This is a genomic window from Pseudomonas nitroreducens (assembly GCF_010994165.1).
Classification (GTDB): domain Bacteria; phylum Pseudomonadota; class Gammaproteobacteria; order Pseudomonadales; family Pseudomonadaceae; genus Pseudomonas; species Pseudomonas nitroreducens.
In genome coordinates, this window is the sequence record NZ_WMBX01000001.1 from 330,840 (window position 1) to 356,873 (window position 26,034).

The 26,034-nt window shown below is 63.8% G+C and carries 28 protein-coding genes; 25 read left to right on the top strand and 3 right to left on the bottom strand.

The genetic code is table 11. The features are described from left to right. Nucleotides 1–28: 28 nt before the first annotated feature. From secD to GJV37_RS01530, 3 genes are all read left to right on the top strand, one after another. Nucleotides 29–1,891: a protein translocase subunit SecD gene (gene secD / locus GJV37_RS01520; RefSeq protein ID WP_193452105.1), complete on the top strand. Its 1,863-nt coding sequence runs from the start codon at nucleotides 29–31 to the stop codon at nucleotides 1,889–1,891. A gap of 10 nt (nucleotides 1,892–1,901) precedes the next feature. Beyond that, nucleotides 1,902–2,819 carry a protein translocase subunit SecF gene (gene secF, locus GJV37_RS01525; protein WP_024762949.1) on the top strand — a complete coding sequence of 306 codons (918 nt, stop codon included), beginning with the start codon at nucleotides 1,902–1,904 and terminating at the stop codon, nucleotides 2,817–2,819. A gap of 157 nt (nucleotides 2,820–2,976) precedes the next feature. Next, nucleotides 2,977–3,513 carry a glycine zipper 2TM domain-containing protein gene (locus tag GJV37_RS01530; protein WP_037010115.1) on the top strand — a complete coding sequence of 179 codons (537 nt, stop codon included), beginning with the start codon at nucleotides 2,977–2,979 and terminating at the stop codon, nucleotides 3,511–3,513. A gap of 131 nt (nucleotides 3,514–3,644) precedes the next feature. On the opposite strand, the gene suhB is transcribed toward GJV37_RS01530, so the two are convergent. Continuing rightward, nucleotides 3,645–4,460: a type III secretion system regulator SuhB gene (suhB, locus tag GJV37_RS01535; protein WP_024762950.1), complete on the bottom strand. Its 816-nt coding sequence runs from the start codon at nucleotides 4,458–4,460 to the stop codon at nucleotides 3,645–3,647. 147 nt (nucleotides 4,461–4,607) lie between these two features. Here suhB and trmJ point away from each other — a divergent pair, with 147 nt between their 5' ends. The 21 genes from trmJ (at nucleotide 4,608) to GJV37_RS01640 (ending at nucleotide 23,268) form a co-directional block, all read left to right on the top strand. Continuing rightward, on the top strand, nucleotides 4,608–5,387 hold the full coding sequence (gene trmJ / locus GJV37_RS01540; protein WP_024762951.1) for a tRNA (cytosine(32)/uridine(32)-2'-O)-methyltransferase TrmJ: 780 nt from the start codon (nucleotides 4,608–4,610) through the stop codon (nucleotides 5,385–5,387). Further along, entirely contained in the window at nucleotides 5,380–6,159 is a 780-nt protein-coding gene (gene cysE, locus GJV37_RS01545) for a serine O-acetyltransferase (RefSeq protein ID WP_054907347.1), read from the top strand. The genes trmJ and cysE overlap by 8 nt, the downstream gene beginning before the upstream one ends. 140 nt (nucleotides 6,160–6,299) lie before the next feature. Then, nucleotides 6,300–6,794: a Fe-S cluster assembly transcriptional regulator IscR gene (iscR, locus tag GJV37_RS01550; protein WP_024762953.1), complete on the top strand. Its 495-nt coding sequence runs from the start codon at nucleotides 6,300–6,302 to the stop codon at nucleotides 6,792–6,794. Nucleotides 6,795–6,822: 28 nt separating this feature from the next. Then, nucleotides 6,823–8,037, top strand: coding sequence for an IscS subfamily cysteine desulfurase (locus tag GJV37_RS01555; RefSeq protein WP_169888960.1), 1,215 nt, complete (start codon nucleotides 6,823–6,825; stop codon nucleotides 8,035–8,037). Nucleotides 8,038–8,064: 27 nt separating this feature from the next. Then, nucleotides 8,065–8,451, top strand: coding sequence for a Fe-S cluster assembly scaffold IscU (gene iscU / locus GJV37_RS01560; protein WP_015478505.1), 387 nt, complete (start codon nucleotides 8,065–8,067; stop codon nucleotides 8,449–8,451). Nucleotides 8,452–8,477: 26 nt separating this feature from the next. After that, nucleotides 8,478–8,801, top strand: a complete 324-nt coding sequence (iscA, locus tag GJV37_RS01565) for an iron-sulfur cluster assembly protein IscA (protein ID WP_024762955.1) — start codon at nucleotides 8,478–8,480, stop codon at nucleotides 8,799–8,801. Nucleotides 8,802–8,809: 8 nt separating this feature from the next. Continuing rightward, nucleotides 8,810–9,331 (top strand): co-chaperone HscB, encoded by a 522-nt coding sequence (gene hscB / locus GJV37_RS01570; protein ID WP_024762956.1) that lies wholly within the window; start codon nucleotides 8,810–8,812, stop codon nucleotides 9,329–9,331. Between the two features lie 44 nt (nucleotides 9,332–9,375). Beyond that, nucleotides 9,376–11,235: a Fe-S protein assembly chaperone HscA gene (hscA, locus tag GJV37_RS01575; RefSeq protein ID WP_024762957.1), complete on the top strand. Its 1,860-nt coding sequence runs from the start codon at nucleotides 9,376–9,378 to the stop codon at nucleotides 11,233–11,235. 6 nt (nucleotides 11,236–11,241) lie between these two features. Next, nucleotides 11,242–11,580 carry an ISC system 2Fe-2S type ferredoxin gene (gene fdx / locus GJV37_RS01580; protein WP_024762958.1) on the top strand — a complete coding sequence of 113 codons (339 nt, stop codon included), beginning with the start codon at nucleotides 11,242–11,244 and terminating at the stop codon, nucleotides 11,578–11,580. 14 nt (nucleotides 11,581–11,594) lie between these two features. Next, a complete protein-coding gene (gene iscX, locus GJV37_RS01585) occupies nucleotides 11,595–11,795 on the top strand; it encodes a Fe-S cluster assembly protein IscX (protein ID WP_024762959.1) in 201 nt (66 codons plus the stop codon). Nucleotides 11,796–12,044: 249 nt separating this feature from the next. Beyond that, complete coding sequence (ndk, locus tag GJV37_RS01590) at nucleotides 12,045–12,476, top strand: nucleoside-diphosphate kinase (RefSeq protein ID WP_024762960.1); 432 nt, start codon at nucleotides 12,045–12,047, stop codon at nucleotides 12,474–12,476. Between the two features lie 29 nt (nucleotides 12,477–12,505). After that, the gene (gene rlmN / locus GJV37_RS01595; protein WP_170859360.1) at nucleotides 12,506–13,654 is read left to right on the top strand and encodes a dual-specificity RNA methyltransferase RlmN; all 1,149 of its coding nucleotides are present in this window, start codon (nucleotides 12,506–12,508) and stop codon (nucleotides 13,652–13,654) included. Between the two features lie 16 nt (nucleotides 13,655–13,670). Beyond that, complete coding sequence (pilW, locus tag GJV37_RS01600) at nucleotides 13,671–14,429, top strand: type IV pilus biogenesis/stability protein PilW (RefSeq protein WP_170859359.1); 759 nt, start codon at nucleotides 13,671–13,673, stop codon at nucleotides 14,427–14,429. Further along, nucleotides 14,426–15,451, top strand: coding sequence for a RodZ domain-containing protein (locus tag GJV37_RS01605; RefSeq protein ID WP_024762963.1), 1,026 nt, complete (start codon nucleotides 14,426–14,428; stop codon nucleotides 15,449–15,451). Before pilW ends, GJV37_RS01605 begins: the two co-directional genes overlap by 4 nt. Before the next feature lies 1 nt (nucleotide 15,452). Next, complete coding sequence (ispG, locus tag GJV37_RS01610) at nucleotides 15,453–16,565, top strand: flavodoxin-dependent (E)-4-hydroxy-3-methylbut-2-enyl-diphosphate synthase (RefSeq protein WP_084359509.1); 1,113 nt, start codon at nucleotides 15,453–15,455, stop codon at nucleotides 16,563–16,565. Nucleotides 16,566–16,583: 18 nt separating this feature from the next. Then, the gene (gene hisS, locus GJV37_RS01615; protein ID WP_170859358.1) at nucleotides 16,584–17,873 is read left to right on the top strand and encodes a histidine--tRNA ligase; all 1,290 of its coding nucleotides are present in this window, start codon (nucleotides 16,584–16,586) and stop codon (nucleotides 17,871–17,873) included. A gap of 23 nt (nucleotides 17,874–17,896) precedes the next feature. Continuing rightward, on the top strand, nucleotides 17,897–18,541 hold the full coding sequence (locus GJV37_RS01620) for a YfgM family protein (protein ID WP_037014564.1): 645 nt from the start codon (nucleotides 17,897–17,899) through the stop codon (nucleotides 18,539–18,541). Between the two features lies 1 nt (nucleotide 18,542). Further along, nucleotides 18,543–19,685: an outer membrane protein assembly factor BamB gene (gene bamB, locus GJV37_RS01625; RefSeq protein WP_170859357.1), complete on the top strand. Its 1,143-nt coding sequence runs from the start codon at nucleotides 18,543–18,545 to the stop codon at nucleotides 19,683–19,685. 83 nt (nucleotides 19,686–19,768) lie between these two features. Then, a complete protein-coding gene (gene der, locus GJV37_RS01630; RefSeq protein ID WP_024762968.1) occupies nucleotides 19,769–21,256 on the top strand; it encodes a ribosome biogenesis GTPase Der in 1,488 nt (495 codons plus the stop codon). 81 nt (nucleotides 21,257–21,337) lie between these two features. Next, complete coding sequence (locus GJV37_RS01635) at nucleotides 21,338–22,486, top strand: pyridoxal phosphate-dependent aminotransferase (protein WP_037014561.1); 1,149 nt, start codon at nucleotides 21,338–21,340, stop codon at nucleotides 22,484–22,486. Continuing rightward, nucleotides 22,474–23,268 carry an amidohydrolase gene (locus GJV37_RS01640; RefSeq protein ID WP_169888950.1) on the top strand — a complete coding sequence of 265 codons (795 nt, stop codon included), beginning with the start codon at nucleotides 22,474–22,476 and terminating at the stop codon, nucleotides 23,266–23,268. The genes GJV37_RS01635 and GJV37_RS01640 overlap by 13 nt, the downstream gene beginning before the upstream one ends. Before the next feature lie 20 nt (nucleotides 23,269–23,288). Here the strand turns inward: GJV37_RS01640 and GJV37_RS01645 are convergent, their stop codons facing one another. Continuing rightward, the gene (locus GJV37_RS01645; RefSeq protein ID WP_024762971.1) at nucleotides 23,289–24,242 is read right to left on the bottom strand and encodes an aldo/keto reductase; all 954 of its coding nucleotides are present in this window, start codon (nucleotides 24,240–24,242) and stop codon (nucleotides 23,289–23,291) included. A gap of 133 nt (nucleotides 24,243–24,375) precedes the next feature. Between GJV37_RS01645 and GJV37_RS01650 the strand changes: the two genes are divergently transcribed. Further along, nucleotides 24,376–24,708: a DUF5629 family protein gene (locus tag GJV37_RS01650; RefSeq protein ID WP_037006648.1), complete on the top strand. Its 333-nt coding sequence runs from the start codon at nucleotides 24,376–24,378 to the stop codon at nucleotides 24,706–24,708. A 42-nt stretch (nucleotides 24,709–24,750) separates the two neighbouring features. On the opposite strand, the gene GJV37_RS01655 is transcribed toward GJV37_RS01650, so the two are convergent. Then, nucleotides 24,751–25,989 (bottom strand): OprD family porin, encoded by a 1,239-nt coding sequence (locus tag GJV37_RS01655; RefSeq protein ID WP_170859356.1) that lies wholly within the window; start codon nucleotides 25,987–25,989, stop codon nucleotides 24,751–24,753. Nucleotides 25,990–26,034: the final 45 nt, after the last annotated feature.

The following is a 26,034-nucleotide window of genomic DNA, read 5'->3' on the forward strand; positions in this document are numbered from 1 at the left end:
TGCGCCCCGCGTCATAACGGGCGGTGTCATGCTCAACAAGTATCCCCTGTGGAAGTATCTGCTGATCCTGGCGGTCCTGGCCGTCGGTTTCATCTATTCCGCACCCAACCTCTATCCTGACGATCCGGCCGTCCAGATCAGCGGCGCGAGCACTGCGCTGCAGGTCACCCAGGCCGACGTGGACAAGGCCAGCAAGGCGCTCGCCGACGCCGGTATCGCCGTGAAGGCGGGCTCGCTGGGCAAGAACAACGGCCTGATCCGCCTGGTCAAGCAGGAAGACCAGTTGCCGGCCAAGGACATCGTCCGCCGTGCGCTGGGTGACGACTACGTAGTCGCCCTGAACCTGGCCCAGACCACGCCGAACTGGCTGCGCAACATCGCCGCCCACCCGATGAAGCTGGGTCTGGACCTGTCCGGTGGTGTGCACTTCCTGCTGGAAGTGGACATGGACAAGGCTGTCGACGCTCGTATGAAGGTCTACGAGAACGAGGTCAAGAGCGCCCTGCGTAAAGAACGCGTGCGCTACCGCAGCCTGCCGGTACAGGACGGCGGCATCCAGCTGGGCTTCACTGAAGAGGCCGACCTGGACAAGGCCAAGTCGATCATCGCCAAGGATTTCCGCGATTTCGAAACCGCCCAGAGCGAGCGCAATGGCATGCAGGTCCTGCGCCTGGCCATGACCGCCACCAAGCTGGCCGAAATCCGCGAATACTCGATCAAGCAGAACCTCACCACCGTCCGCAACCGTGTGAATGAGCTGGGCGTGTCCGAGCCGCTGGTACAGCGCCAGGGCGCCAACCGCATCGTCGTCGAGCTGCCGGGCGTACAGGACACCGCCGAAGCCAAGCGTATCCTCGGCAAGACCGCGAACCTTGAGTTCCGCCTGGCCGCTGAGCCGGATGCGATCAAGTCCTCCACCGAAACCTTCGATTTCCGCGAGCCGCGTCGTCCGCCGGCGACCCTGGAGCGTGGCGTGATCATCACCGGTGACCAGGTCACCGACGCCAGCGCCAGCTTCGACGAGAACGGCCGTCCGCAGGTGAACATCCGTCTGGATGGCCACGGCGGCGAGCTGATGAACCGCGCGACCCGCAACAACGTCGGCCGCAGCATGGCGGTGGTGTTCATCGAGCAGAAGCCGATCACCCGCTATACCAAGCAGGTCGTCGACGGCGTCGAGCAGGAAGTCGCCGTACAGGCGTTCAAGGAAGAGAAACAGATCATCAGCCTGGCGACCATCCAGTCGCCGCTGGGCAACCAGTTCCGCATCACCGGCCTGGACGCTCCGGGCGAGTCCTCGGAACTGGCCCTGCTGCTGCGCGCCGGTGGCCTGGCTGCGCCGATGTACTTCGCTGAAGAACGCACCATCGGCCCGAGCCTGGGTGCCGACAACATCGCCAAGGGTATCGATGCATCCCTGTGGGGCATGGTCTTCGTTTCCCTGTTCATCATCGTCATCTACCGCTTCTTCGGCGTGATCGCCACCGTCGCCCTGGCCTTCAACATGGTCATGCTGGTGGCGTTGATGTCGATCCTCGGTGCGACCCTGACCCTACCGGGTATCGCGGGTATCGTGCTGACCATGGGTATGGCGGTGGACGCCAACGTGCTGATCTTCTCGCGGATACGCGAGGAGCTGGCGGCGGGCATGTCGACGCAGCGGGCGATTCACGAGGGCTTCAACCGTGCCTTCACTGCGATCATCGACGCCAACCTGACCTCGCTGCTGGTCGGCGGCATCCTCTACGCCATGGGCACCGGCCCGGTGAAGGGCTTCGCCGTGACCATGTCCCTGGGTATTCTCACCTCGATGTTCACTGCCATTCTGGTCACCCGCGCAATGGTGAACCTGATCTACGGCGGCCGCGACGTTAAGAAGCTGTGGATCTAAGGGGCCAGAGATGAATATCAAGATCGGTACTATCAACTTCATGGGCGTGCGCAACATTGCGTTCGCCGCGACCCTGATCCTGACCCTGATCGCCCTCGGCAGCTGGGTCTTCAAAGGCATCAACTTCGGCCTGGACTTCACCGGCGGCACGTCGATCAAGCTGAGCTACGAGCAGCCTGCCGACCTCTCCAAGGTCCGCGAGCAACTGGTCGCCGCCGGTTACAGCGAGGCCGTGGTGCAGAGCTTCGGTGACACCCGCGACGTGCTGGTGCGCATGCCCAGCGAGGACCCGGAGCTGGGCAAGAAGGTCGCCACTGCGCTGCAGAAGGCCGACGCTTCCAATCCGGCCAAGGTCAACGGCGTCGAGTACGTCGGCCCGCAGGTGGGTGAAGAGCTGCGCGACCAGGGCGGCCTCGGCATGCTCCTGGCGCTGGGTGGCATTCTCTTGTACGTGGGCTTCCGCTTCCAGTGGAAGTTCGCCCTGGGGGCGATCCTCTCGCTGATCCACGATGCCATCATCGTGATGGGCGTCCTGTCGTTCTTCCAGATCACCTTCGACCTGACCGTGCTGGCTGCGGTGCTGGCGGTGGTGGGCTACTCGCTGAACGACACCATCGTGATCTTCGACCGGGTGCGCGAGAACTTCCGCGTGCTGCGCAAGGCCAGCCTGATCGAGAACATCAACATCTCGACCAGCCAGACCCTGCTGCGGACCATCGCCACCTCGGTGTCGACCCTGCTGGCCATCGCCGCCCTGCTGTTCTTCGGTGGCGACAACCTGTTCGGCTTCTCCATCGCCCTGTTCGTCGGTGTGATGGCGGGTACCTACTCGTCGATCTACATCGCCAACGTGGTGCTGATCTGGCTGAACCTGTCCAGCGAGGACCTGATTCCTCCGCCGAGCAAGGAAGTCGACGAGCGCCCGTAATAGAGCGCTCCGGGCTTTCGACAAAACTCCCGCTTCGGCGGGAGTTCTTGTTTGTGGGCAGTAGCTCACGGGTTTGTTGGAACTTTCTTACAAATCCTTTGCTCCAAGGCAGGGTAAAGGGCAAGGCCCGAATGAGAAGAAAGACCAGGAGAACCCTATGAACAAGTCGTTGCTAATCGGTACCGTGCTGGGCGCTGTAGGCGTGACTGCCGGTGGCGCCGTGGCTACCTACAGTCTGGTGGACCGTGCGCCGCAATACGCCGAGGTGCTCGCCGTTCAGCCGGTCAAGGAAACCATCAAGAATCCGCGCCAGGTCTGCAAGGACGTGGCAGTGACCCATCAGCGCCCGGTCAAGGACCAGCATCAGATCGCCGGTACCGCCATCGGCGCCATTGCCGGCGGCCTGCTCGGCAACCAGATCGGCGGCGGCAACGGCAAGAAGATCGCTACCGTGGCAGGCGCCATCGGCGGCGGCTACGCGGGTAACAAGGTGCAGGAAGGCATGCAGGAGCGTGATACCTACACCACCACCGAAACCCGCTGCAGCACCGTCAACGATACCAGCGAGAAGGTCGTCGGCTATGACGTGAAGTACCTGCTCGATGGCAAGGCTGGTCAGGTCCGCATGGATCGTGATCCGGGCTCGCAGATTCCGGTCGACAAGAGCGGTCGACTGGTCCTGGGGCAGCAATAAGCCGTCGCCAGGTGTAAGTGGAAAAGGCGCCCAATGGGCGCCTTTTTCTTTTCCAACCTTGTGTAGGAAGTGCGTTCTCGCAGGCACAAAAAAGCCCGGCATCGCCGGGCTTTTTCTGGTGCCGCTCAGGCTTAGCGCTTGAGCGAGGCCGGCAGGTGCGGCTGGATGCTGGTCAGCAGTGCCTTGAAGCACTTGGTGTTGCCGGCGACGATCTGGCCCTTCTCGAGGAACTCATGACCGCCGGTGAAATCGCTCACCAGGCCGCCTGCTTCCTGGATCAGCAGGGCGCCGGCTGCCATGTCCCACTCGGACAGGCCGAATTCCCAGAAGGCGTCGTAGCGGCCGGCGGCGACGTAGGCCAGGTCCAGGCTGGCGGCGCCAGCGCGGCGGATGCCGGCGGTCTGGCCGACCAGGCTGCGGAACATGCCCAGGTAGGCGTCGAGGTTGTCCATCTGGCTGTCGCGGAACGGGAAGCCGGTGCCGAGCAGTGCGCCTTCCAGGCTCTTGCGGTTGCTCACGCGCAGGCGGCGACCGTTCAGTGCGGCGCCGCGGCCACGGCTGGCGGTGAATTCTTCCTGACGGACCGGGTCGAGGACCACGGCGTGCTCGAGGCGGCCGCGGTATTTGCAGGCGATGCTGACGGCGTAGTGCGGAACACCGTGGATGAAGTTGGTGGTGCCGTCCAGCGGGTCGATGATCCACAGGTAGTCGGCGCCTTCGCCGCTGCCTTCGAGCATGCCGCCTTCCTCGCCCATGATCCCGTGGTTCGGGTAGGCCTTGCGCAGGGCGGTGACGATGGAGAGTTCGGCTGCGCGATCGACTTCGGTGACGTAGTCCTTGGCTTCTTTCTCGTTGACCGACAGGGTATCCAGGCGTTCGATGGAGCGGAAGATCAGTTCACCGGCGCTGCGAGCGGCGCGCAGGGCGATATTCAGCATAGGCTGCATGGAGAGGTCACCTGGGTCGTTAAAGAAAGCCGGACATTCTAGCAGAAAGCGCCGGCGTTCATAGAGCGACCTGTCGCCTGCGTGGCGCAAGACCCACCGCTGCGGTAGGATTCCCTCCCTTTTTCGCTTTATGTGTGGAGTCGCGCGTTGCTCGACAAAATTCGCGTGGTGCTGGTCAACACCAGCCATCCCGGCAATATCGGCGGTACGGCCCGTGCGATGAAGAACATGGGCCTTTCGCGCCTCGTGCTGGTCGATCCGATGGATTTCCCCAGCGGTGAAGCGCGCGCGCGTGCTTCCGGTGCCGATGACATTCTCGACGCGGCCGTGGTGGTTCCGACCCTGGAAGATGCCCTGGTGGGCTGCAGCCTGGTACTGGGCACCAGTGCGCGCGATCGCCGTATTCCCTGGCCGCTGCTGGATCCCCGCGAGTGCGCCACCACCAGCCTGGAGCACGTCCAGCAGGGTGGTGAGGTCGCGCTGGTGTTCGGCCGCGAATACGCCGGCCTGACCAACGAGGAGCTGCAGCGATGTCAGTTCCATGTGCACATCCCGGCCAATCCCGACTTCAGCTCGCTGAACCTGGCGACGGCGGTGCAGGTGCTGGTCTACGAGGTGCGCATGGCCTGGCTGGCTGTTCAGGGGCAGCCGACCAAACAGGAGAAGGTCGAGTCCACCGCGATGCTCAACAGCGTTCCGGTGACATCGGACGAGCTGGAGCGTTTCTACGCGCACCTGGAGTCGACCCTGGTGGATATCCAGTTCCTCGATCCGCAGAAGCCGCGCCACCTGATGTCGCGCCTGCGCCGCCTGTATGGCCGTAGCGGGGTCAGCAAGCTGGAGATGAATATCCTGCGGGGTATTCTCACCGAGACACAGAAGGCTGCCCGCGGGGAGCTTTCCAAGCGGAGTGATGAAGATGTTTGAGCGTGTACGCGAGGATATCCAGAGCGTATTCCATCGTGACCCGGCGGCGCGCAACGCCTTCGAGGTGCTGACCTGCTACCCGGGGCTGCATGCCGTCTGGCTGCATCGCCTGGCCCATGGCTTGTGGACTTCCGGCTGGAAGTGGCTGGCGCGCATGGTGTCGAACTTCGGTCGCTGGATGACCGGCATCGAGATTCATCCGGGGGCGAAGATCGGTCGCCGGTTCTTCATTGACCACGGCCTGGGCATTGTCATCGGCGAAACCGCCGAAATTGGCGATGACGTGACCATTTATCAGGGTGTGACCCTGGGTGGCACCAGCTGGAACAAGGGCAAGCGCCATCCGACCCTGGCCGATGGCGTGGTGGTGGGAGCGGGTGCCAAGGTGCTCGGTCCTTTCACGGTGGGTGCTGGCGCCAAGGTCGGTTCCAATGCCGTGGTGACCAAGGAGGTACCGCCTGGGGCAACCGTCGTGGGTATTCCGGGTCGCATCATCGTCAAGGATGACGCGGATCAGGCCGCCAAGCGGCAGGCCATGGCAGAAAAGCTCGGGTTCGATGCCTATGGCGTCAGCCAGGACATGCCCGACCCGGTGGCGCGCGCCATCGGTCAGTTGCTCGATCACCTGCAGGCGGTCGACGGCCGTCTGGAGGGCATGTGCAAGGCCCTGACGGCCCTGGGCAGTGACTACTGCGCGAAGGATCTTCCGGTTCTGCGGGAAGAGGACTTCGCCGGGGTCAAGGACCAGGAGAGCAGCCAGTCGGCGCAGTGATGTGCCGACGCCGCTATTACTGTTAGAATACGGCGCCGTTCGCTGGCTAAATCCGACTAAAGTAATAGGTCTTATAGTTGACTTAAATAGTCGGAAAAGAGCATACTTCCGCCATACCAGCGATTCTTCCGGATTTCCCCATGCGATTGACCACCAAAGGCCGCTATGCCGTTACCGCCATGCTCGACCTGGCGTTGCACGCCCAGCGTGGCCCGGTTTCTCTCGCCGATATCTCCGAACGCCAGGGTATCTCCCTGTCCTACCTGGAACAGCTGTTCGCCAAGTTGCGCCGTGGCAACCTGGTGGTCAGCGTGCGCGGTCCGGGCGGCGGCTACCAGTTGTCCCGTGACATGACCGGTATCCACGTCGCCCAGGTGATCGATGCAGTCAATGAATCGGTCGACGCCACCCGCTGTCAGGGTCAGGGTGACTGCCACTCCGGCGATACCTGCCTGACCCATCACCTGTGGTGCGACCTCAGTCAGCAGATTCACGAGTTTCTCAGCGGCATCAGCCTGGCCGACCTGGTCGAGCGCCGCGAAGTTCAAGAGGTCGCCCAGCGCCAGGACGAGCGTCGCTGCTCCGGCAGCAAGTCGCTGCGCCTCGACAAGATTGAAGCGTCCGCCATCGATTGAGCGAACGCCCGCCTGTAGGAGTTACCTGATGAAATTGCCGATTTACCTCGACTACTCCGCCACCACCCCGGTGGATCCGCGTGTCGCTCAGAAAATGGCCGACTGCCTGCTGGTTGACGGCAATTTCGGCAACCCGGCCTCGCGTTCCCACGTCTTCGGCTGGAAGGCCGAGGAAGCGGCTGAGAATGCCCGTCGCCAGGTCGCCGAACTGGTCAATGCCGACCCCCGCGAGATCGTCTGGACGTCCGGTGCCACCGAGTCCGACAACCTCGCCATCAAGGGTGTCGCGCACTTCTACGCGTCCAAGGGCAAGCACATCATCACCTCGAAGATCGAGCACAAGGCGGTCCTGGATACCTGCCGCCAGCTGGAGCGCGAAGGCTTCGAAGTGACCTACCTGGAGCCGACTCCCGAGGGCGTCATCACCCCGGCGATGGTCGAGGCCGCCCTGCGTGACGACACCATCCTGGTTTCGGTCATGCACGTGAACAACGAAGTCGGCAGCATCAACGACATCGCCGCCATCGGCGAGCTGACCCGCGCCCGTGGCATTCTGCTGCACGTCGATGCCGCCCAGTCCGCCGGTAAAGTCGACATCGACCTGGAGAAACTCAAGGTCGACCTGATGTCCTTCTCCGCCCACAAGGTCTACGGCCCCAAAGGCATGGGCGCTCTGTATGTGCGTCGCAAGCCGCGTGTGCGCCTGGAAGCCCAGATGCATGGTGGCGGCCACGAGCGCGGCATGCGTTCGGGCACCCTGGCGACCCACCAGATCGTCGGCATGGGCGAAGCCTTCCGCATCGCCAAGGAAGAAATGCACCAGGAAATGGCCCGCATCGAAGGCTTGCGCAAGCGCTTCTTCGATCAGGTGCAGGACCTGGAAGAGCTGTACCTCAATGGCAGCCCGGTTTCCTACGCGCCGAACATCCTCAACGTCAGCTTCAACTACGTCGAGGGCGAGTCGCTGATGATGTCGCTCAAGGACCTGGCCGTTTCGTCCGGTTCCGCCTGCACCTCGGCCTCGCTGGAGCCGTCTTACGTGCTCCGCGCCCTGGGTCGCAACGACGAGCTGGCGCACAGCTCCATCCGTTTCAGCTTCGGCCGCTTCACCACCGAAGAAGAGGTCGATTACGCCGCCAAGAAGGTGGTGGAAGCCGTTTCCAAGCTGCGTGAGCTCTCGCCGCTGTGGGATATGTTCAAAGAGGGTGTCGACCTGTCCAAGGTCGAATGGCAGGCCCACTGACCCGCCCCGTAGAAGTGAGGATTAGCCATGGCTTACAGTGACAAGGTCATCGACCACTACGAAAACCCGCGCAACGTCGGCAAGCTCAACGCCGAAGATCCGGATGTCGGCACCGGCATGGTCGGTGCTCCCGCTTGCGGCGACGTGATGCGCCTGCAGATCAAGGTCAACGAGCAGGGCGTCATCGAAGACGCCAAGTTCAAGACCTACGGCTGCGGTTCGGCCATCGCCTCCAGCTCCCTCGCCACCGAGTGGATGAAGGGCAAGACCCTGGACGAAGCCGAATCGATCAAGAACACCACCATCGCCGAAGAACTGGCCCTGCCGCCGGTGAAGATCCACTGCTCGGTACTCGCCGAGGACGCCATCAAGGCGGCCGTGCGCGACTACAAGCAGAAGAAAGGTCTGCTCTGAAGCGATTCGTTGAGTAAGGAGTTCCCATGGCCATCAGCATGACCGAAGCCGCCGCCAACCACGTTCGCCGCTCCCTCGAAGGGCGCGGCAAGGGCGAGGGCATTCGTCTTGGCGTGCGTACCACCGGCTGTTCGGGTCTCGCCTACGTGCTGGAGTTCGTCGACGAACTGGCAGCCGAGGACGAGGTGTTCGAGAGCCACGGCGTGAAGGTCATCATCGACCCGAAAAGCCTGGTCTACCTCGACGGCACGGAGTTGGACTTCACCAAGGAAGGCCTCAACGAGGGCTTCAAGTTCAACAACCCGAACGTGCGCGGTGAGTGTGGCTGCGGCGAAAGCTTCAACGTCTGAGGCTGGGTGTGGGTAGTCCCTGTCACTTCGCGCTGTTCGACCTGCAGCCGGGCTTCCGGATCGATCTGGAAGCCCTTGGCAATCGCTATCGGGAGTTGGTGCGTACCGTCCATCCGGATCGTTTCGCCGATGCTTCCGAGCGCGAGCAACGACTGGCGCAGTCCAAGGCCGCCGAGCTCAACGATGCCTACCAGACGCTGAAGAGTGTCCCGCGCCGCGCGCTGTACTTGCTGGCCCTGCGTGGCGATGCATTGCCGCTGGAAGCCACGGTGCAGGACCCGGAGTTCCTGCTGCAGCAGATGCAGCTGCGCGAGGATCTGGAAGATCTGCAGGACAACGCCGATCTTGATGGCGTGGCGCAGTTCAAGCGTCAGCTGAAATCCGCCCAGCAGCGTCTGGAAGAGGATTTCGCCGATTGCTGGGATGATGCCGCCCGTCGTGAGTTGGCCGAGCGTCTGGTTCGCCGCATGCAGTTCCTCGACAAGCTGGCGCAGGAAGTGCGGCAGCTCGAAGAGCGACTCGACGATTAATCCGCGCGGCCCGCGCCGCGCCCGATAGCCTGATTAGAAACCGCATGGCCCTACTGCAGATCGCCGAGCCCGGACAGAGTCCCCAGCCACACCAGCGCCGCCTGGCGGTAGGGATTGACCTGGGCACCACGAATTCCCTGGTCGCTGCCGTGCGCAGCGGCGTCGCAGCGCCCTTGCCCGATGATCGCGGCGAAGTGATCCTGCCTTCTGCGGTGCGCTATCTCGCCGATCGCATCGAGGTGGGGGAGAGCGTTCGCGCCAACGCCTCGCAAGACCCCTTGAACTCCATCATCTCGGTCAAGCGCTTCATGGGGCGCGGCCTGGAAGATGTGAAGCAACTGGGCGGCCAGCTGCCGTATCGCTTCACCCAGGGCGAATCGCACATGCCCTTCATCGAGACAGTCCAGGGGGCCAAGAGCCCGGTGGAAGTCTCGGCTGAGATCCTCCGTGTCCTGCGTCAGCGCGCCGAGTCGACCCTGGGTGGCGAGCTGGTGGGCGCGGTGATCACCGTTCCCGCCTATTTCGACGACGCCCAGCGCCAGGCCACCAAGGACGCCGCGCGTCTGGCCGGCCTCCACGTTCTGCGTCTGCTCAATGAGCCGACCGCTGCGGCCGTGGCCTATGGCCTGGACAAGAACGCCGAGGGCGTGGTCGCCATCTATGACCTGGGCGGCGGTACCTTCGATATTTCCATCTTGCGCCTGACCCGTGGCGTCTTTGAGGTCCTGGCCACCGGCGGCGATACCGCCCTGGGCGGCGACGACTTCGACCATGCCATTGCGGGCTGGATCATCGAGCAGGCCGGTCTCTCGGCCGACCTCGATCCGGGCGCCCAGCGCCGTCTGCTGCAGACTGCCTGCGCGGCCAAGGAAGCGCTGACCGACAGCGCCAGCGCGGCCGTTGCTTATGACGGCTGGTCTGGTGAACTGACCCGTGCCCAGCTCGAGGCTCTGATCGATCCGCTGATTCAGCGCAGCCTCAAGTCCTGCCGTCGCGCAGTCCGTGATTCCGGTGTCGAGCTGGAAGAGGTCAGCGCCGTCGTCATGGTGGGTGGCTCGACCCGCGTACCTCGGGTGCGCGAACTGGTGGGCGACCTGTTCGCTCGCGACCCGCTGACCGACATCGATCCGGACCAGGTGGTCGCCATCGGCGCGGCCATCCAGGCTGATGCCCTGGCCGGCAACAAACGCGGCGAAGAGCTGCTGCTGCTTGACGTGATTCCCCTGTCGCTCGGCCTGGAAACCATGGGCGGGCTGATGGAGAAGGTGATCCCGCGCAATACCACCATTCCGGTGGCCCGCGCCCAGGAGTTCACCACTTACAAGGATGGCCAGACAGCCATGATGATCCACGTGCTGCAAGGCGAGCGCGAGCTGGTCAAGGACTGTCGGTCCCTGGCGCGCTTCGAGCTGCGCGGCATTCCGCCGATGGTGGCTGGCGCGGCGAAGATTCGCGTCAGCTTCCAGGTCGACGCCGACGGGTTGCTGGGCGTTTCCGCCCGCGAATTGTCCTCGGGCGTCGAGGCGAGCATCCAGGTCAAGCCTTCCTACGGCCTGACCGATGGCGAAATCGCCCGCATGCTGCAGGACTCCTTCCAATATGCCGGCGATGACCTTGCTGCCCGCGCCCTGCGTGAACAGCAGGTCGAGGCCCAGCGCCTGCTGGAGGCCGTGCAGTCGGCGCTGGACGCTGACGGCGAACGCCTGCTGGAGGCCGACGAGCGCCTGGTCATCGATGCCGGCATGGACTCGCTGCGCGAGCTGGCCACCGGCAGCGATACCGTCGCCATCGAACAACAGATCAAGCGTCTGTCCCAGCTGACCGACGCCTTTGCCGCGCGCCGTATGGACGCCACCGTCAAAGCCGCATTGGCCGGTCGCCGGCTCAACGAAATCGAGGAATAAGCGAAGATGCCGCAGATTGTCTTTCTGCCCCACGCCGAGCACTGCCCTGAAGGCGCGGTGATCGAAGCCCAGCCGGGCGAAACCATCATGAAGGCAGCGCTGCGCAATGGCATCGAGATCGAGCATGCCTGCGAGATGTCCTGTGCCTGCACCACCTGCCACGTGATCGTGCGGGAGGGCTTCAATTCGATGGAAGCCTCCGACGAGCTGGAAGACGACATGCTGGACAAGGCCTGGGGTCTGGAGGCGGATTCGCGCCTGTCCTGCCAGGCAGTGGTCGGCGAGACGGACCTGGTGGTGGAGATTCCGAAGTACACCATCAACCAGGTGTCCGAAGGTCACTGAGGCGGAGCGTTCACATGAGTCTGAAATGGGTTGATGTGCTCGAAATCGCGATCCAGCTGGCCGAGTCCAAGCCGGATGTCGATCCGCGCTACGTGAATTTCGTCGATCTGCACCGCTGGGTGCTGGCATTGCCGGAGTTCAGCGACGATCCTTCCCGCGGCGGGGAAAAGGTCCTGGAGGCCATCCAGGCCGCCTGGATCGACGAAGCCGACTGAGGGGCGGCTCACCAGAGCCGCGTACCCATTTGTCATGAACCCGCGTATAATTCGCGGGTTTTATCTTTAGGTGAGCTGTCGAAAATTTCCCCAGGGGAATTTTCCAGTCGCCGGCCCTGTCGCAGTCGGGCCGGTTTCGCGGCCTTCGCCCTGCGGGCTCGGCACGCGGCAAACCCTAGAATCGCAGGAGCTCCTGGCCACGCCAGGGGCTTCTTGGCATTACCAACCTTGCTTTTCGGAGTTATTTCCATGGCCCTGCAACGTACCTTCTCCATCATCAAGCCCGACGCCGTTTCCAAGAACGTCATCGGCGAAATCCTGACCCGCTTCGAGAAAGCCGGTCTGCGCGTTGTCGCTTCGAAGATGGTTCAGCTGTCCGAGCGCGAAGCTGGCGGCTTCTACGCCGAGCACAAAGAGCGTCCCTTCTTCAAGGACCTGGTTTCCTTCATGACCTCCGGCCCGGTCGTCGTTCAGGTTCTGGAAGGCGAAGACGCCATCCTGCGCAACCGTGAGCTGATGGGCGCCACCGATCCGAAGAAAGCCGACGCCGGCACCATCCGCGCCGACTTCGCTGTTTCCATCGACGAGAACGCCGTACACGGTTCCGACTCGGAAGCTTCGGCTGCCCGCGAAATCGCTTACTTCTTCTCCAGCACCGAGGTGTGCGAGCGCATTCGCTGATCCGTCAGTGAGTGAGCGAGGGTGAATCCATGACTGATACCGCTGTAAAGGCCAACCTGCTGGGCATGACCAAGCCCCAGCTCGAGGAATTCTTCGAGTCCATCGGTGAAAAGCGCTTCCGCGCCGGCCAGGTGATGCAATGGATTCACCACTTTGGCGCCGTCGATTTCGACGCCATGACGAATGTCGGCAAGGCCTTGCGCGAAAAGCTCAAGGCCGTTGCCGAAATTCGCCCGCCGGAGATCGTCAGCCAGGACATTTCCTCTGACGGTACCCGCAAGTGGGTCGTACGCGTGGCCTCGGGCAGTTGTGTCGAGACCGTGTACATCCCGCAGGGCGGCCGCGGCACCCTGTGCGTGTCGTCCCAGGCCGGTTGCGCGCTGGACTGCAGCTTCTGCTCCACCGGCAAGCAAGGCTTCAACAGCGACCTGACCTCTGCCGAGATCATCGGCCAGGTGTGGATCGCCAACCAATCGTTCGGGACCATCCCGGGCAAGATCGACCGTGCCATCACCAACGTGGTGATGATGGGCATGGGCGAGCCGCTGCTGAACTTCGATAATGTCGTGACCGCCATGAGCATCATGATGGAAGACCTCGGCTACGGCATTTCCAAGCGCAAGGTGACCCTGTCCACCTCCGGCGTGGTGCCGATGATCGACAAGCTCGCCGAGGTGACCGACGTGTCCCTGGCACTGTCGCTGCACGCGCCCAACGATGAACTGCGCAACAAGCTGGTGCCGATCAACAAGAAGTACCCGCTCGAAATGCTGCTCGACTCCTGCTACCGCTACATCACGCGCCTGGGCAAGGAGCGCGTGCTGACGGTGGAGTACACTCTGCTGGCCGGCGTCAACGACCAGCCCGAGCATGCCGAGCAGTTGATCGCATTGCTCAAGGATTTCCCTTGCAAGATCAACCTGATTCCGTTTAATCCGTTCCCGCACTCCGGCTACGAGCGTCCGAGCAACAATGCCATCCGCCGTTTTCAGGACATGCTGCACAAAAGCGGCTTCAACGTTACGGTTCGCACCACTCGCGGCGACGACATCGATGCCGCCTGTGGTCAGCTGGTAGGCCAGGTGATGGACCGCACCCGCCGCAGCGAACGCTATATCGCCGTACGACAGCTGGCCGCCGATGCCGAACAGGCTCCGACCAACGCCAATCGAAACTGAACTAGGGAGGATTCCGATGACCCTGCGCGCCGCGCTGTTCTTACTGTTGGCAACCGTGCTGACGGGTTGCGTGACGACTGGTAAACAGGATCCTCTGAAGACCGACAAGGGCCGGAATGAGGCGCGTGACGCCTACATCCAGCTCGGCATCGGTTACCTGCAGATGGGCAATACCGAGCAGGCCAAGGTGCCGCTGCGCCAGGCCCTCGACCTCGATTCCTCCAGCGCCGACGCCCACGCCGCGTTGGCGGTGGTGTACCAGGTCGAGAAAGAGCCCAAGCTCGCTGAGAGCGAATTCCGAAAAGCGCTGTCCTCGCGCTCGGGTGACGCGCGCATCCTGAACAACTACGCCGGCTTCCTGTTCGACGAGAAGCGCTACCAGGAATCCTACGACACCTACATGAAGGCCACCGAAGACGGCCTTTATTCCGAGCGCTCGCGTATCTTCGAGAACCTCGGGCTGGTCAGCCTGAAGCTGAATGAGCGCTCCAAGGCCAAGGAATTCTTCGAGAAAGCCATTCGCCTGAATCGCAACTCGACAGGGGCGCTGCTGGAGCTGGCTGACCTGAACTACCAGGATCGCGAGTACGTTCCGGCTCGCGCCTACTATGAGGAATACCTCAAGCGGGGCCCGCAGACCGCGCGCAGCCTGCTGCTGGGGATTCGACTGGCAAAGATCTACGACGACCGGGATACCGCTGCCAGCTACGGGCTGCAACTCAAGCGCCTGTATCCCGCTTCTCCTGAATACCAGGCATACCAGGCGGATAAATGATGAATACGTCGCAGTCCGATGTCATCGGCACGACCCGCGCCAATCCTGGCGAGACCCTGCGCCAGGCGCGCGAGAACAAGGGCTGGAGTACCGCTCAGGTCGCCGGTCAGCTGAATCTCACCGAGAATGCGCTGCGCCAGCTGGAGCAGGGCTCCTTTGACCAGTTGCCGGGCCACACCTTCGCCCGTGGCTACATCCGCGCCTACGCCAAGCTGCTGGGCATGGACCAGGCCCAGATGGTCACTGCCTTCGATCAGTACACCGGCACCGATGCCAGCGGCAGCAACGTCCAGGCACTCGGCCGCGTGGTCGAGCCGGTGCGCCTGTCGCGCAACCTGTTGCGCCTGTTCAGCCTGGCCCTGTTGGCCGTGCTGATCGGCTTCGGTTACTTCTGGTGGCAGGAACGCTCCGCGCGTCCAGCCGAGACGGGCAGCCTGAACATGGAGCACGTCGAGGTCGAAAGCGCCGACGGCACCACTGAAATCCACACCCTCGACGAGCCGGAAGATCAGGCCGTCGCCGAGGACCAGGCCAATACCCCGCCGGTTCCGTCCGAGCCCGCTGGCGACAGCGGCACCGCCGAGGCTCCGGCCGAAGGTACTCCGCCGGCCACTGCCGCACCTGTCGCTCCGGGCACACCCGCCGTACCTGAAGCCGCACAGGCTCCCGCACCGGCAGTTCCAGCCCCGGCGCAACCGCCGGCTGCGCAACAGCCCGCCGTACCGGCGAACCCCGCTGCACCGGCCGAGGCGCCGGCTGCTCCTGTGGTCGCGGCCGCCGGACAGGGCGTGGTCAAGGTTCAATTCACCGCCGATTGCTGGACCCAGGTGACCGATGCCGACGGCAAGGTCATCCTCGAGGGCCTCAAGCGCAAGGGTGATTCGCTGGAAGTCGCCGCCAAGGCGCCGGTCCAACTGCGCCTTGGCTTTGCCCAGGGCGCCCAGGTCAGCTACAACGGCCAGCCAGTTGAAGTTACCCCTGCGCGCGGTGGCACCGCACGCCTGAAGTTGGGTGGACAGTAAGATGCATTGCGAGTCTCCGATCAAACGTCGCCTGTCCCGGAAAATCTGGGTAGGTAACGTGCCGGTAGGTGGGGATGCCCCAATTGCCGTGCAGAGCATGACCAACACCGACACCCTGGATGTGGCGGCCACCGTGGCCCAGATCCGCCGTCTGGAAGACGCCGGCGCCGACATCGTCCGCGTCTCCGTGCCGGACATGGACGCCGCCGAGGCGTTCGGCAAGATCAAGCAGCAGGTGAAAGTCCCGCTGGTGGCCGATATCCACTTCGACTACAAGATCGCCCTGCGCGTGGCCGAACTGGGCGTCGACTGCCTGCGTATCAACCCCGGCAACATCGGTCGCGAAGACCGGGTCAAGGCCGTGGTCGATGCCGCCCGCGAGCGCAATATCCCGATCCGCATCGGCGTCAACGCCGGCTCGCTGGAAAAGGATCTGCAGAAGAAATACGGCGAGCCGACTCCCGAAGCACTGCTGGAGTCGGCCATGCGCCACGTCGACCACCTGCAGCGTCTGGACTTCCAGAACTTCAAGGTCAGCGTGAAGGCTTCCGACGTGTTCATGGCCGTCGCCGCCTACCGACTGCTGGCGAAAGAGATCGAGCAACCCCTGCACCTGGGCATCACCGAAGCCGGTGGCCTGCGTTCGGGCACCGTGAAGTCGGCCGTGGGCCTGGGCATGCTGCTCGCCGAAGGCATCGGCGACACCATCCGAATTTCCCTCGCCGCCGACCCGGTGGAAGAGATCAAGGTCGGCTTCGACATCCTCAAGTCGCTGCGCCTGCGCTCCCGTGGCATCAACTTCATCGCCTGCCCGAGCTGCTCGCGGCAGAACTTCGATGTGGTGAAGACCATGAATGAGCTGGAAGGCCGCCTGGAGGACCTGCTGGTTCCGCTGGACGTCGCCGTGATTGGCTGCGTGGTCAACGGCCCGGGCGAAGCCAAGGAGGCCCACATCGGCCTTACCGGTGGTACGCCGAGCAACCTGATCTACATCGACGGCAAGCCGGCGCAGAAGCTGCAGAACGATAACCTGGTGGATGAGCTGGAACGGCTGATCCGCGAAAAAGCGGCCGAGAAGGCCGAGGCCGACGCCGCACTCATCGTGCGCGGCTGACCGCAACAAGGATCCTAAGTGAGCAAGTCCCTGCAAGCCATCCGTGGCATGAACGACATCCTGCCGGACCAGACCCCGGCCTGGCGCTATCTGGAGCGCACCTTTGCCGATCTGCTGGATGCCTATGGCTACAGTGAGATCCGCATGCCGATCCTGGAATTCACCGAACTCTTCGCCCGCGGCATCGGTGAAGGCACAGACGTGGTCGACAAGGAGATGTACACCTTCCTCGATCGCAACGGCGAATCCCTGACCATGCGTCCGGAGGGCACTGCCGGTTGCGTGCGCGCTGTGCTTGAGCACGGCCTGTCCGGTGGCGGCCAGGTACAGAAGCTCTGGTACACCGGCCCAATGTTCCGCTACGAGAAGCCGCAGAAGGGCCGTTACCGCCAGTTCCACCAGATTGGCGTGGAAGTCTTCAACCTGCCCGGCCCGGACATCGACGCCGAGCTGATCATCCTCACCTGGCGCCTGTGGCAGAAGCTGGGCATGGCCGACGCCGTGACCCTGCAACTGAACACCCTGGGCTCCAGCGAAGCTCGGGCGCGTTTTCGCGAGGACCTGGTGGCCTACCTCCAGGAGCGCTTCGACCAGCTTGATGAAGACAGTCAGCGCCGCATGACCACCAACCCGCTGCGTATCCTCGACAGCAAGGTGGAGGCCACCCAGGCCCTGCTGGTCGGTGCACCGAGCCTGCATGATTACCTGGACGAAGAGTCGATCGCCCACTTCGAGGGCCTGAAGGCCCGCCTGGACGCGGTCGGCCTGCGCTACGAAATCAACCAGAAACTGGTGCGTGGCCTCGACTACTACTGCCGCACGGCTTTCGAGTGGGTCACCGACAAGCTCGGCGCCCAGGGCACCGTATGCGGCGGGGGCCGCTACGACGGCCTGGTCAGCCAGTTCGGCGGCAAGCCGACGCCGGGCGTGGGCTTCGCCATGGGCGTGGAGCGCCTGGTGCTGCTGCTGGAAACCCTGGGCGTGGTCCCGGCCGAGCTGAATCGCCCGGCCGATCTCTATGTCTGCGCCTTCGGCGAGCCGGCCGAGCTGGCCGCGCTGACCCTGGCGGAACAACTGCGCTCGGCTATCCCGGGGCTGCGCCTGCTGGTCAATGCCGGCGCCGGCAGCTTCAAGAGCCAGTTCAAGAAGGCCGACAAGAGCGGCGCACAGTTCGCCATGATTCTGGGTGACGACGAACTGGCCAACCGCGTGGTAGGTTTCAAGCCCCTGCGTGGCGAGGGCGAACAACAGAATATCGCCTGGGATGCTCTGCCCGAGCACCTGGCTGCCTGCCTCCAGCAGGCCTGAATCGAGCGGATAGGAGTATTGGGGTGAGTAACCGTACCGAAGAAGAACAGATCGCTGACATCAAGGACTGGTGGCAGCGTAACGGCATGCCCCTGCTGACCGGCGCCGCTCTGGCGTTGATCGTGGTGTTCGGCTGGCAAGCCTGGAAAAAGTACCAGACCAACCAGTCCCAGGGCGCTTCCATCATTTACCAGGCCCTGCTGGAAACTGCGTTGAACCCGGCCGGCAAGCCCGACACCGCCAAGGTCGCCGAACTCGCTGGCAAGCTGACCACCGAGTACGCCGGTACTCCGTACGCCCAGTACGGCCGCCTGTTCGTCGCCAAGGTCGCCGTGGACAACGGCAAGCTGGATGACGCTGCCCTCGAGCTCAAGGCCGTGGTCGACAAGCCGGTGGATGCCACCCTTGGCGAACTGGCCCGGCAGCGCCTGGCGCGTGTCCTGGCTGCCCAGGGCAAGGCCGAGGACGGTCTCAAGCTGCTCGACGGCAACGTCGACAAGGCCTATGTAGCCACTCGCGAAGAACTGCGCGGCGACCTGCTGCTGCAGCTCAAGCGCAACGACGACGCCCGTGTCGCCTACGAAAAGGCCAAGGCTGCCCTGCCGGAAGACGCCGCCGTTGGCGCCCTGCAGATGAAACTCGACGACCTGGCCAAGGGAGACGCCTGAGATGTTGCGTTGGAAACACGTTGCACTGCTGGCACTGACCCTGATGGCTGTGGGTTGCAGCAGCAATAGCAAGAAGGAACTGCCGCCGGCCGAGCTGACCGATTTCAAGGAAGAGGTCCGCCTGGAGAAACAGTGGAGCCGTTCGGTCGGTGACGGCCAGGGCGACCTGTACAACCTGCTCGAGCCCGCTGTGGATGGCCAGACCATCTACGCCGCGTCTGCCGAAGGCCGCGTCATGGCCATGCAGCGCGAAACCGGCGAAGTGCTGTGGAAGAAAGACCTCGACCTGCCCATCTCCGGCGCCGTCGGCGTGGGTAACGGCATGGTCCTGCTGGGCACTCTGCGCGGTGACGTGATCGCCCTGGATTCCGGTTCGGGCGAGCAGAAGTGGCGCGCCAAGGTGAGCAGCGAAGTACTGGCAGCCCCGGCCACCAACGGTGACGTGGTAGTCGTGCAGACCCAGGACGACAAGCTGATCGGCTTCGATGCCGCCACCGGCAATCAGCGCTGGATCTACGAAGGCACCGTGCCGGTGCTGACTCTGCGTGGCACCGGCGCTCCGCTGATCGCTGGCCGCCTGGCCCTGGCCGGCCTGGCCAGCGGCAAGGTCGTCGCCGTGGACGTCGAGCGTGGCCTGCCGGTCTGGGAGCAGCGCGTTGCCATTCCGCAAGGCCGTTCCGAGCTGGACCGCGTCGTCGACATCGACGGCGGTCTGCTGCTGATCGACAATGTTCTCTACGTCGCCAGCTACCAGGGCCGCGCCGCGGCGCTGGACGTAGGCACCGGCCGCGTGCTCTGGCAGCGTGAAGCTTCCAGCTACGTCGGCGTCGCCGAAGGGACTGGCAGTGTGTTCATCAGCCAGGCCAGCGGCACCGTGGAAAGCCTCGACTCCCGTGGTTCGTCCTCGCTGTGGAGCAACGACGCGCTGGCTCGCCGCCAGCTGTCCGCTCCGGCCGTGCTGTCGAGCAACGTGGTTGTCGGTGACCTGGAAGGCTATGTGCACCTGCTGAGCCAGGTGGACGGTCGTTTCGTTGGCCGCGAGAAGGTTGACGGTGACGGCGTGCGGGTTCGCCCGCTGGTAGTCGGCAGCTGGATGTACGTGTTCGGCAACAGCGGTAAGCTGGCCGCCTACACGATTCGCTAAGCTGAGTGTTACTGCCGGCCGCTGCCGTGAAAAACGGCAGCGGCCGTCGTGTTTTCTGAAAATCAAATTTCCTGGAGAGCCGCATGGTTCCCGTAATAGCCCTGGTGGGCCGCCCGAACGTCGGCAAGTCCACCCTGTTCAACCGCCTGACCCGCACCCGTGACGCCATCGTCGCCGAGTACGCAGGTCTGACCCGCGACCGCCAGTACGGCGAGGCCAAGTGGCAGGGCAAGAAATTCATCGTCATCGATACCGGCGGTATTTCCGGTGACGAAGAGGGTATCGACGCCAAGATGGCCGAGCAGTCGCTGCAGGCCATCGAAGAGGCCGATGCCGTCCTGTTCATGGTCGACTCCCGCGCGGGCCTCACCGCCGCCGACGAGATGATCGCCGACCACCTGCGCAAGAAGAACAAGCGCACCTACCTGGTGGCGAACAAGGTCGATACCGTCGATCCGGACATCGCTCGCGCCGAGTTCAGCCCGCTGGCTCTGGGGCATGCGATCCCGATCGCTGCCGCCCACGGCCGTGGCATCACCCAGATGCTCCAGGAAGCGTTGGGCGAGATGTTCGCCCCGGAGCCCGAGGCGCCGGAAGACAACGACCTGCCCAGCGAGCTGGAAGAGGTCGCCGAGGGCGAGGAAGCCAAGCGCATCCCCGGCCCGAGCGAGAAGGATGGCATCAAGATCGCCATCATCGGTCGCCCCAACGTCGGCAAGTCCACCCTGGTCAACCGCATGCTCGGTGAAGAGCGGGTGATCGTGTACGACCAGGCCGGCACCACCCGCGACAGCATCTACATCCCCTTCGAGCGCAACGAAGAGAAGTACACCCTGATCGACACCGCCGGCGTACGTCGTCGCGGCAAGATCTTCGAGGCGGTGGAAAAGTTCTCGGTGGTGAAGACCCTGCAGGCGATCCAGGACGCCAACGTGGTCATCTTCGTCATGGACGCCCGCGAAGGTGTGGTCGAGCACGACCTCAACCTGCTTGGTTTCGTGCTGGAGACCGGCCGCGCGCTGGTCATTGCGCTGAACAAGTGGGATGGCATGGAGTCGGCCGAGCGTGACTACGTGAAGACCGAGCTCGAGCGCCGGCTGATGTTCGCCGACTTCGCCGACATCCACTTCATCTCCGCGCTGCACGGCACTGGCGTTGGGCACCTGTACAAGTCGGTGCAGGATTCCTTCCGCTCCGCCGTGACCCGCTGGCCCACCAGCAAGCTGACGCAGATCCTCGAGGACGCCATCCAGGTCCACCAGCCGCCGATGGTCAACGGCCGCCGCATCAAGCTGCGCTATGCGCACCTGGGGGGCGCCAACCCGCCGTTGATCGTGATCCACGGCAACCAGGTGGATGCGGTGCCCAAGGCCTACACGCGCTACCTGGAGAAGACCTTCCGCCGCGTGCTGAAGCTGGTCGGTACGCCGATCCGCATCGAGTATAAGGGCGGCGACAACCCGTTCGAGGGCAAGAAGACCCAGCTCACCGATCGCCAGGTCAACAAGAAGCGCCGCCTCATGTCTCACCACAAGAAGGCGGAGAAGAAGAAGAAGGACAAACGTAAATAACGTCTGTCAGGCTTTAGACCGCAAGCCGCAGGCGATAGAGTAGGGACTTCCCTCCCATCGCCTGCAGCCTCCAGTCACGCCATGCTTACCAGCAAACTGCCGAATGTCGGCACCACTATCTTCACCCGCATGTCCCAGCTCGCCGCCGAAAGCGGGGCGCTGAATCTCTCCCAGGGCTTCCCGGACTTCCCCGGCCCCGCGCCGCTGCTCGAGGCGGTCGCCCGCCATGTCATGGCCGGAAACAACCAATACAGCCCGATGACCGGCCTGCCGGCGCTGCGCGAACAAGTAGCGATCAAGGTTGCCAGCCTGTATGGGCGTAGCGTCAGCGCCGACACCGAGGTGACTATCGTTCCTGGTGCGACGGAAGGTATCTTCTGCGCGGTGCAGGCTCTGATCCGCGCCGGTGATGAGGCCATCGTCCTCGATCCTTGCTACGACAGCTACGAGCCTTCGGTAGAGCTGGCCGGTGGTCGCTGCGTGCATGTCGCCCTGAGCCAGCCGGATTTTCGCATCGACTGGCAGCGCCTGGCGGATGCCATCACCCCGCGCACGCGCCTGATCTTCCTCAACAGCCCGCACAACCCCAGCGGTGCGCTGATCGACCGTGCCGACCTGGATCGCCTGGCCGAGCTGATCCGCGACCGAGAGATCTACGTGATCAGCGACGAGGTCTATGAGCACCTGATCTACGACGGCGTGCAGCACGCCAGCGTGCTGGCCCATGACGAACTGTATCCGCGCGCCTTCGTCATCAGCTCCTTTGGCAAGACCTACCACGTTACCGGCTGGAAAACCGGCTACGTGGTGGCGCCGCCGGCGCTGTCGGCGGAGATGCGCAAGATCCACCAGTACGTGAATTTTTGCGGCGTGACGCCGCTGCAGTGGGCGCTGGCCGATTTCATGGCCGCGCATCCCGAGCACTTGCGCGAGCTGCCGGGCTTCTACCAGGCCAAGCGCGACCTGTTCTGCGACCTGCTGGAAGGCTCGCGCTTCACCTTCCAGCGCGCCGCCGGCACCTATTTCCAGGTGGTCGATTACTCGGCGATCCGCCCGGACCTCGATGACGTCGCCATGTCCGAATGGCTAACCCGCGAGCACGGCGTGGCTGCCATTCCGGTCTCGGTGTTCTACCAGCAGGCCCCGGCGGACATGCGCCTGGTGCGCTTCTGCTTCGCCAAGAAAGAGGAGACGCTGCGCCAGGCAGCGGAACGACTATGCGCGATCTGAGCCAACTGTCAGACCTCAAGCTTGCCCTCGTGCAGACCACCCTGGTCTGGCACGACGCCAAGGCCAACCGCGAGCGCTTCGAGGCGCTGCTGGAAAGCGCCCGTGGCGCAGACGTGGTGATCCTGCCGGAGATGTTCACCACCGGCTTCTCCATGGATTCCGAAGCGCTGGCCGAAGCGGAGGAGGGCGAGACCTACGTCTGGCTGCGCGAACAGGCGGCGAAACTGGACGCCGTAGTCTGCGGCAGCGTGATCATCCGCGCCGCTGACGGCAGCCATCGCAACCGCCTGCTCTGGGCGCGCCCGGATGGCGAAGTGCAGCACTACGACAAGCGCCACCTGTTCCGCATGGCTGGCGAGCACAAGCACTACACGCCGGGCGAACAGCAGGTGCTGCTGGATTGGAAGGGCTGGCGGATTCGCCCGCTGGTCTGCTACGACCTGCGCTTCCCGGTCTGGAGCCGAGATGCCCAGGACACTGACCTGCTGCTCTACACCGCCAACTGGCCGGCCGCGCGCCGCCAACACTGGAATCGGCTGTTGCCGGCGCGAGCCATCGAAAACCTGTGCTACGTCGCGGCAGTCAACCGGGTCGGTGAAGACGGCAAGGGCCACGCCTATTCCGGCGACAGCCAGGTGCTGGATTTCCAGGGAGACAATCTGCTGGCCGCCGGGAATGCCGATGGCGTCTTCCAGATAGCCTTGAGCGCGGCGGAGCTGGCGGCTTACCGGGAACGCTTCCCGGCCAATCTCGACGCCGACCAGTTCGATATCCGTTTGTAGTCGCAGGCCAGTCGCCCCGCTCAATACGCACTGGCAGCATTCAATCGCTGGATCGCCTCATCGCTCAGCTTCAGGTCGACCGCTGCGATCAGGTCCGGCAACTGTTCCAGTTTCGAGGCGCTGGCAATCGGCGCGGTGATGCTGGGACGTGCCATCAGCCAGGCGAGGGCGACCTGCGTCGGCGTAGCGCGGAGTTCGCCAGCCACTTCCTCCAGCGCGTCGAGAATGGCAAAGCCGCGCTCGTTCATGAAGTTCTTCACCTTGTAGCCGCGTACGCTGCTCTTGCCCAGGTCCGCCTCGCTGCGGTACTTGCCGGTGAGGAAGCCCGCCGCCAGCGAATAGAAGCTGATCACGCCCAATCCCAGTTGCTGCACCGTGGGCTCCAGGTTGGTCTCGTAGTTGGCGCGGTCGTAGAGGTTGTAGTTGGGTTGCAGGCTCTGGTAGTTCGGCAGCTTCAGGCGGTCGCACACTTCGCACGCTTCGCGCAGGCGCCTGGCCTCCAGGTTCGACGCGCCGATCACCCGCACCTTGCCGCTCTTCACCGTTTCGGCGAAGGCGCCCATGGTTTCCTCCATCGAGGTGTGCGGGTCATCGCAGTGGGACTGGTAGAGGTCGATATAGTCGGTCTGCAGACGCCTGAGCGAGCGTCCCAGGGCCTGTTCGATGTATACCGCCGACAGGCCCTTGTGACCGTTGCCCATGTCCATGCCGACCTTGGTGGCGATCTGTACCTGGCTGCGCTTGCCGGTTTTCTTCAGCCATTTGCCGATCAGGATTTCGGACTCCCCGCCCTCGTGCCCCGGCACCCAGCGCGAGTACACGTCGGCGGTGTCGATGCAGTTGAGACCGGCGTCGAGCAGCGCATCGAGCAGACGGAAGGAGGTCGCTTCGTCGGCGGACCAGCCGAACACATTGCCGCCGAAGACCAGCGCGGGAATCTTCAGGCCCGATTGTCCGAGTTCGCGTGTACGCATCGGCTTTGCCTCCTCAGGGGTGTGCGAGAACCCTCAGTGTAGACGCCGCCTCTGCCCGCGCCGGGCGGAATAACCGGCAGCCGGCAGCCAGCTGGTCTATCATGGCGGCCAGCCCAATTGCCGAGTGCCAAAGATGACCACGACTCCCTACCTGCTGGACCAGCTGGAAACCGCCGACATGCTCTTGATCGACGGCCTGCATGCCTGGCAGTTCGAGCTCAACGAGGCACTGCTGGACCAGGCGGACGCCGCCGCAAACGCCGGGCAACCCTTCGCCAGCGAAGACGTGGTGCTGCAGATCGAATCCATCGACGGTCGTGACCGCCGCGAATGGCGCTTCAGCTACAACCAGGTGATGGAGGCCAGCTACCAGGCCGAGGACGAGAGCTGGCTGCTGCAGGGTGGTGAACAGCAGCATCGCCTGTGTTGCCTGGGCGCTGTGACGGCCAGTGGCGACGACGAGTGAATAAAGAAGGCCCCGAAAGGGGCCTTCTTCATTTCAGGGCCTTCAGAACGCCAGCGGATAGCTGGTGATGAAGCGTACCTCGTCATAATCGCTGGCGTAGCTGCTGCGCACGGTGGAGGTGCGCATCAGGAATGACAGCGACTTCAGTGGGCCGTCCTGGATCGTGTAGCCGATATCCGTATCGCGCTCGTACTCGTGGCCATCGCCCTTGCCAGGGCGCGCAATGTCGGTGCCCTTGGTGTAGCGCGTCATCAAGGTCAGGCCCGGCAGCCCGAGGCTGGCGAAGTCGTAGTCGTAGCGCAACTGATAGGAGCGCTCCTGCGCCCAGAAGAACCCGCCGTTGGTGACCCAGTTGACCAGGTAGGGCTGCGGCGTATTGCCCAGCAGCATGGGGAACATGTCCTCGCCCAGCATGCGCTGGTAGGTGGCCGACAGCGTGTGGCCGCCGTGCTTCACGCCCAGCCGCGCCCCGTAGGCGCGGTTGTCGATACGACCGGACAACGCCTGCCCGGATTCCTCGTTGTGGAAATAACTCAGGGTGCCGAGCAGCGCGGTGTTCTCCCCGACCGGCTGTTTGAAGTTGGCTCCCACATAGTGTTGGTCATAGATGTCCTCGAGTTGGGCGAAGTAGTAGCTGGTGGACAGCCCCGGCGTCCATTGCGCGTCGACGCCGCCCAGGTTCAGCTTGTTGCTGTCCTGGCTGGCGGGTCGAGTGGCGAGGTAGAACGACTCGCGATCGCTGGAGGCGCGGGTGCTGGTGTTCCACAACTGGGCCGCAGTGAACTTGAAGCGCTCCGACTCCTTCGACTCCAGCATCACGCCCTGAAAGGTCTGCGGCAGTACGCGCACATCGTCCTGGAAGATCACTGGCAGGCGCGGCTCCAGCAGGCCGACCTTCAGCGTGGTCTTCGAATAGCGCAGCTTGAGCGTGGCGCCACCACGGCTGAAGTCGTCCACCGGCTCGCCGGTCGAGCGGTCATAGGGCAGGTTGCTGTCGTTGCTGGTGCCAGCGCCGCCGTCGAGCTTCAGGGCGTAGAAACCGGTGAAATCCACACCGACACCGAGGGTGCCTTGGGTATAGCCGGACGCGAAGCGCGCCAGTACGGCCTGAGACCAACTGCCGGCCTGGGATTGCGGGGCATCTGCCTGGTGGTAATCGCGCAGCATGTAGAAATTGCGCAGGGTGGCGTCGAGCCGGCTGTCATCGATCAGGTCGGCCTGGGCGCAGAGGGGCAACAGCGCGCTGGAAAGCAGCGCACTGGCAAAGCGATTACGCAACATCGTCATCTCCTGGGCTCGGTTCGCCGGGGCGCGGGGCGACCCGCC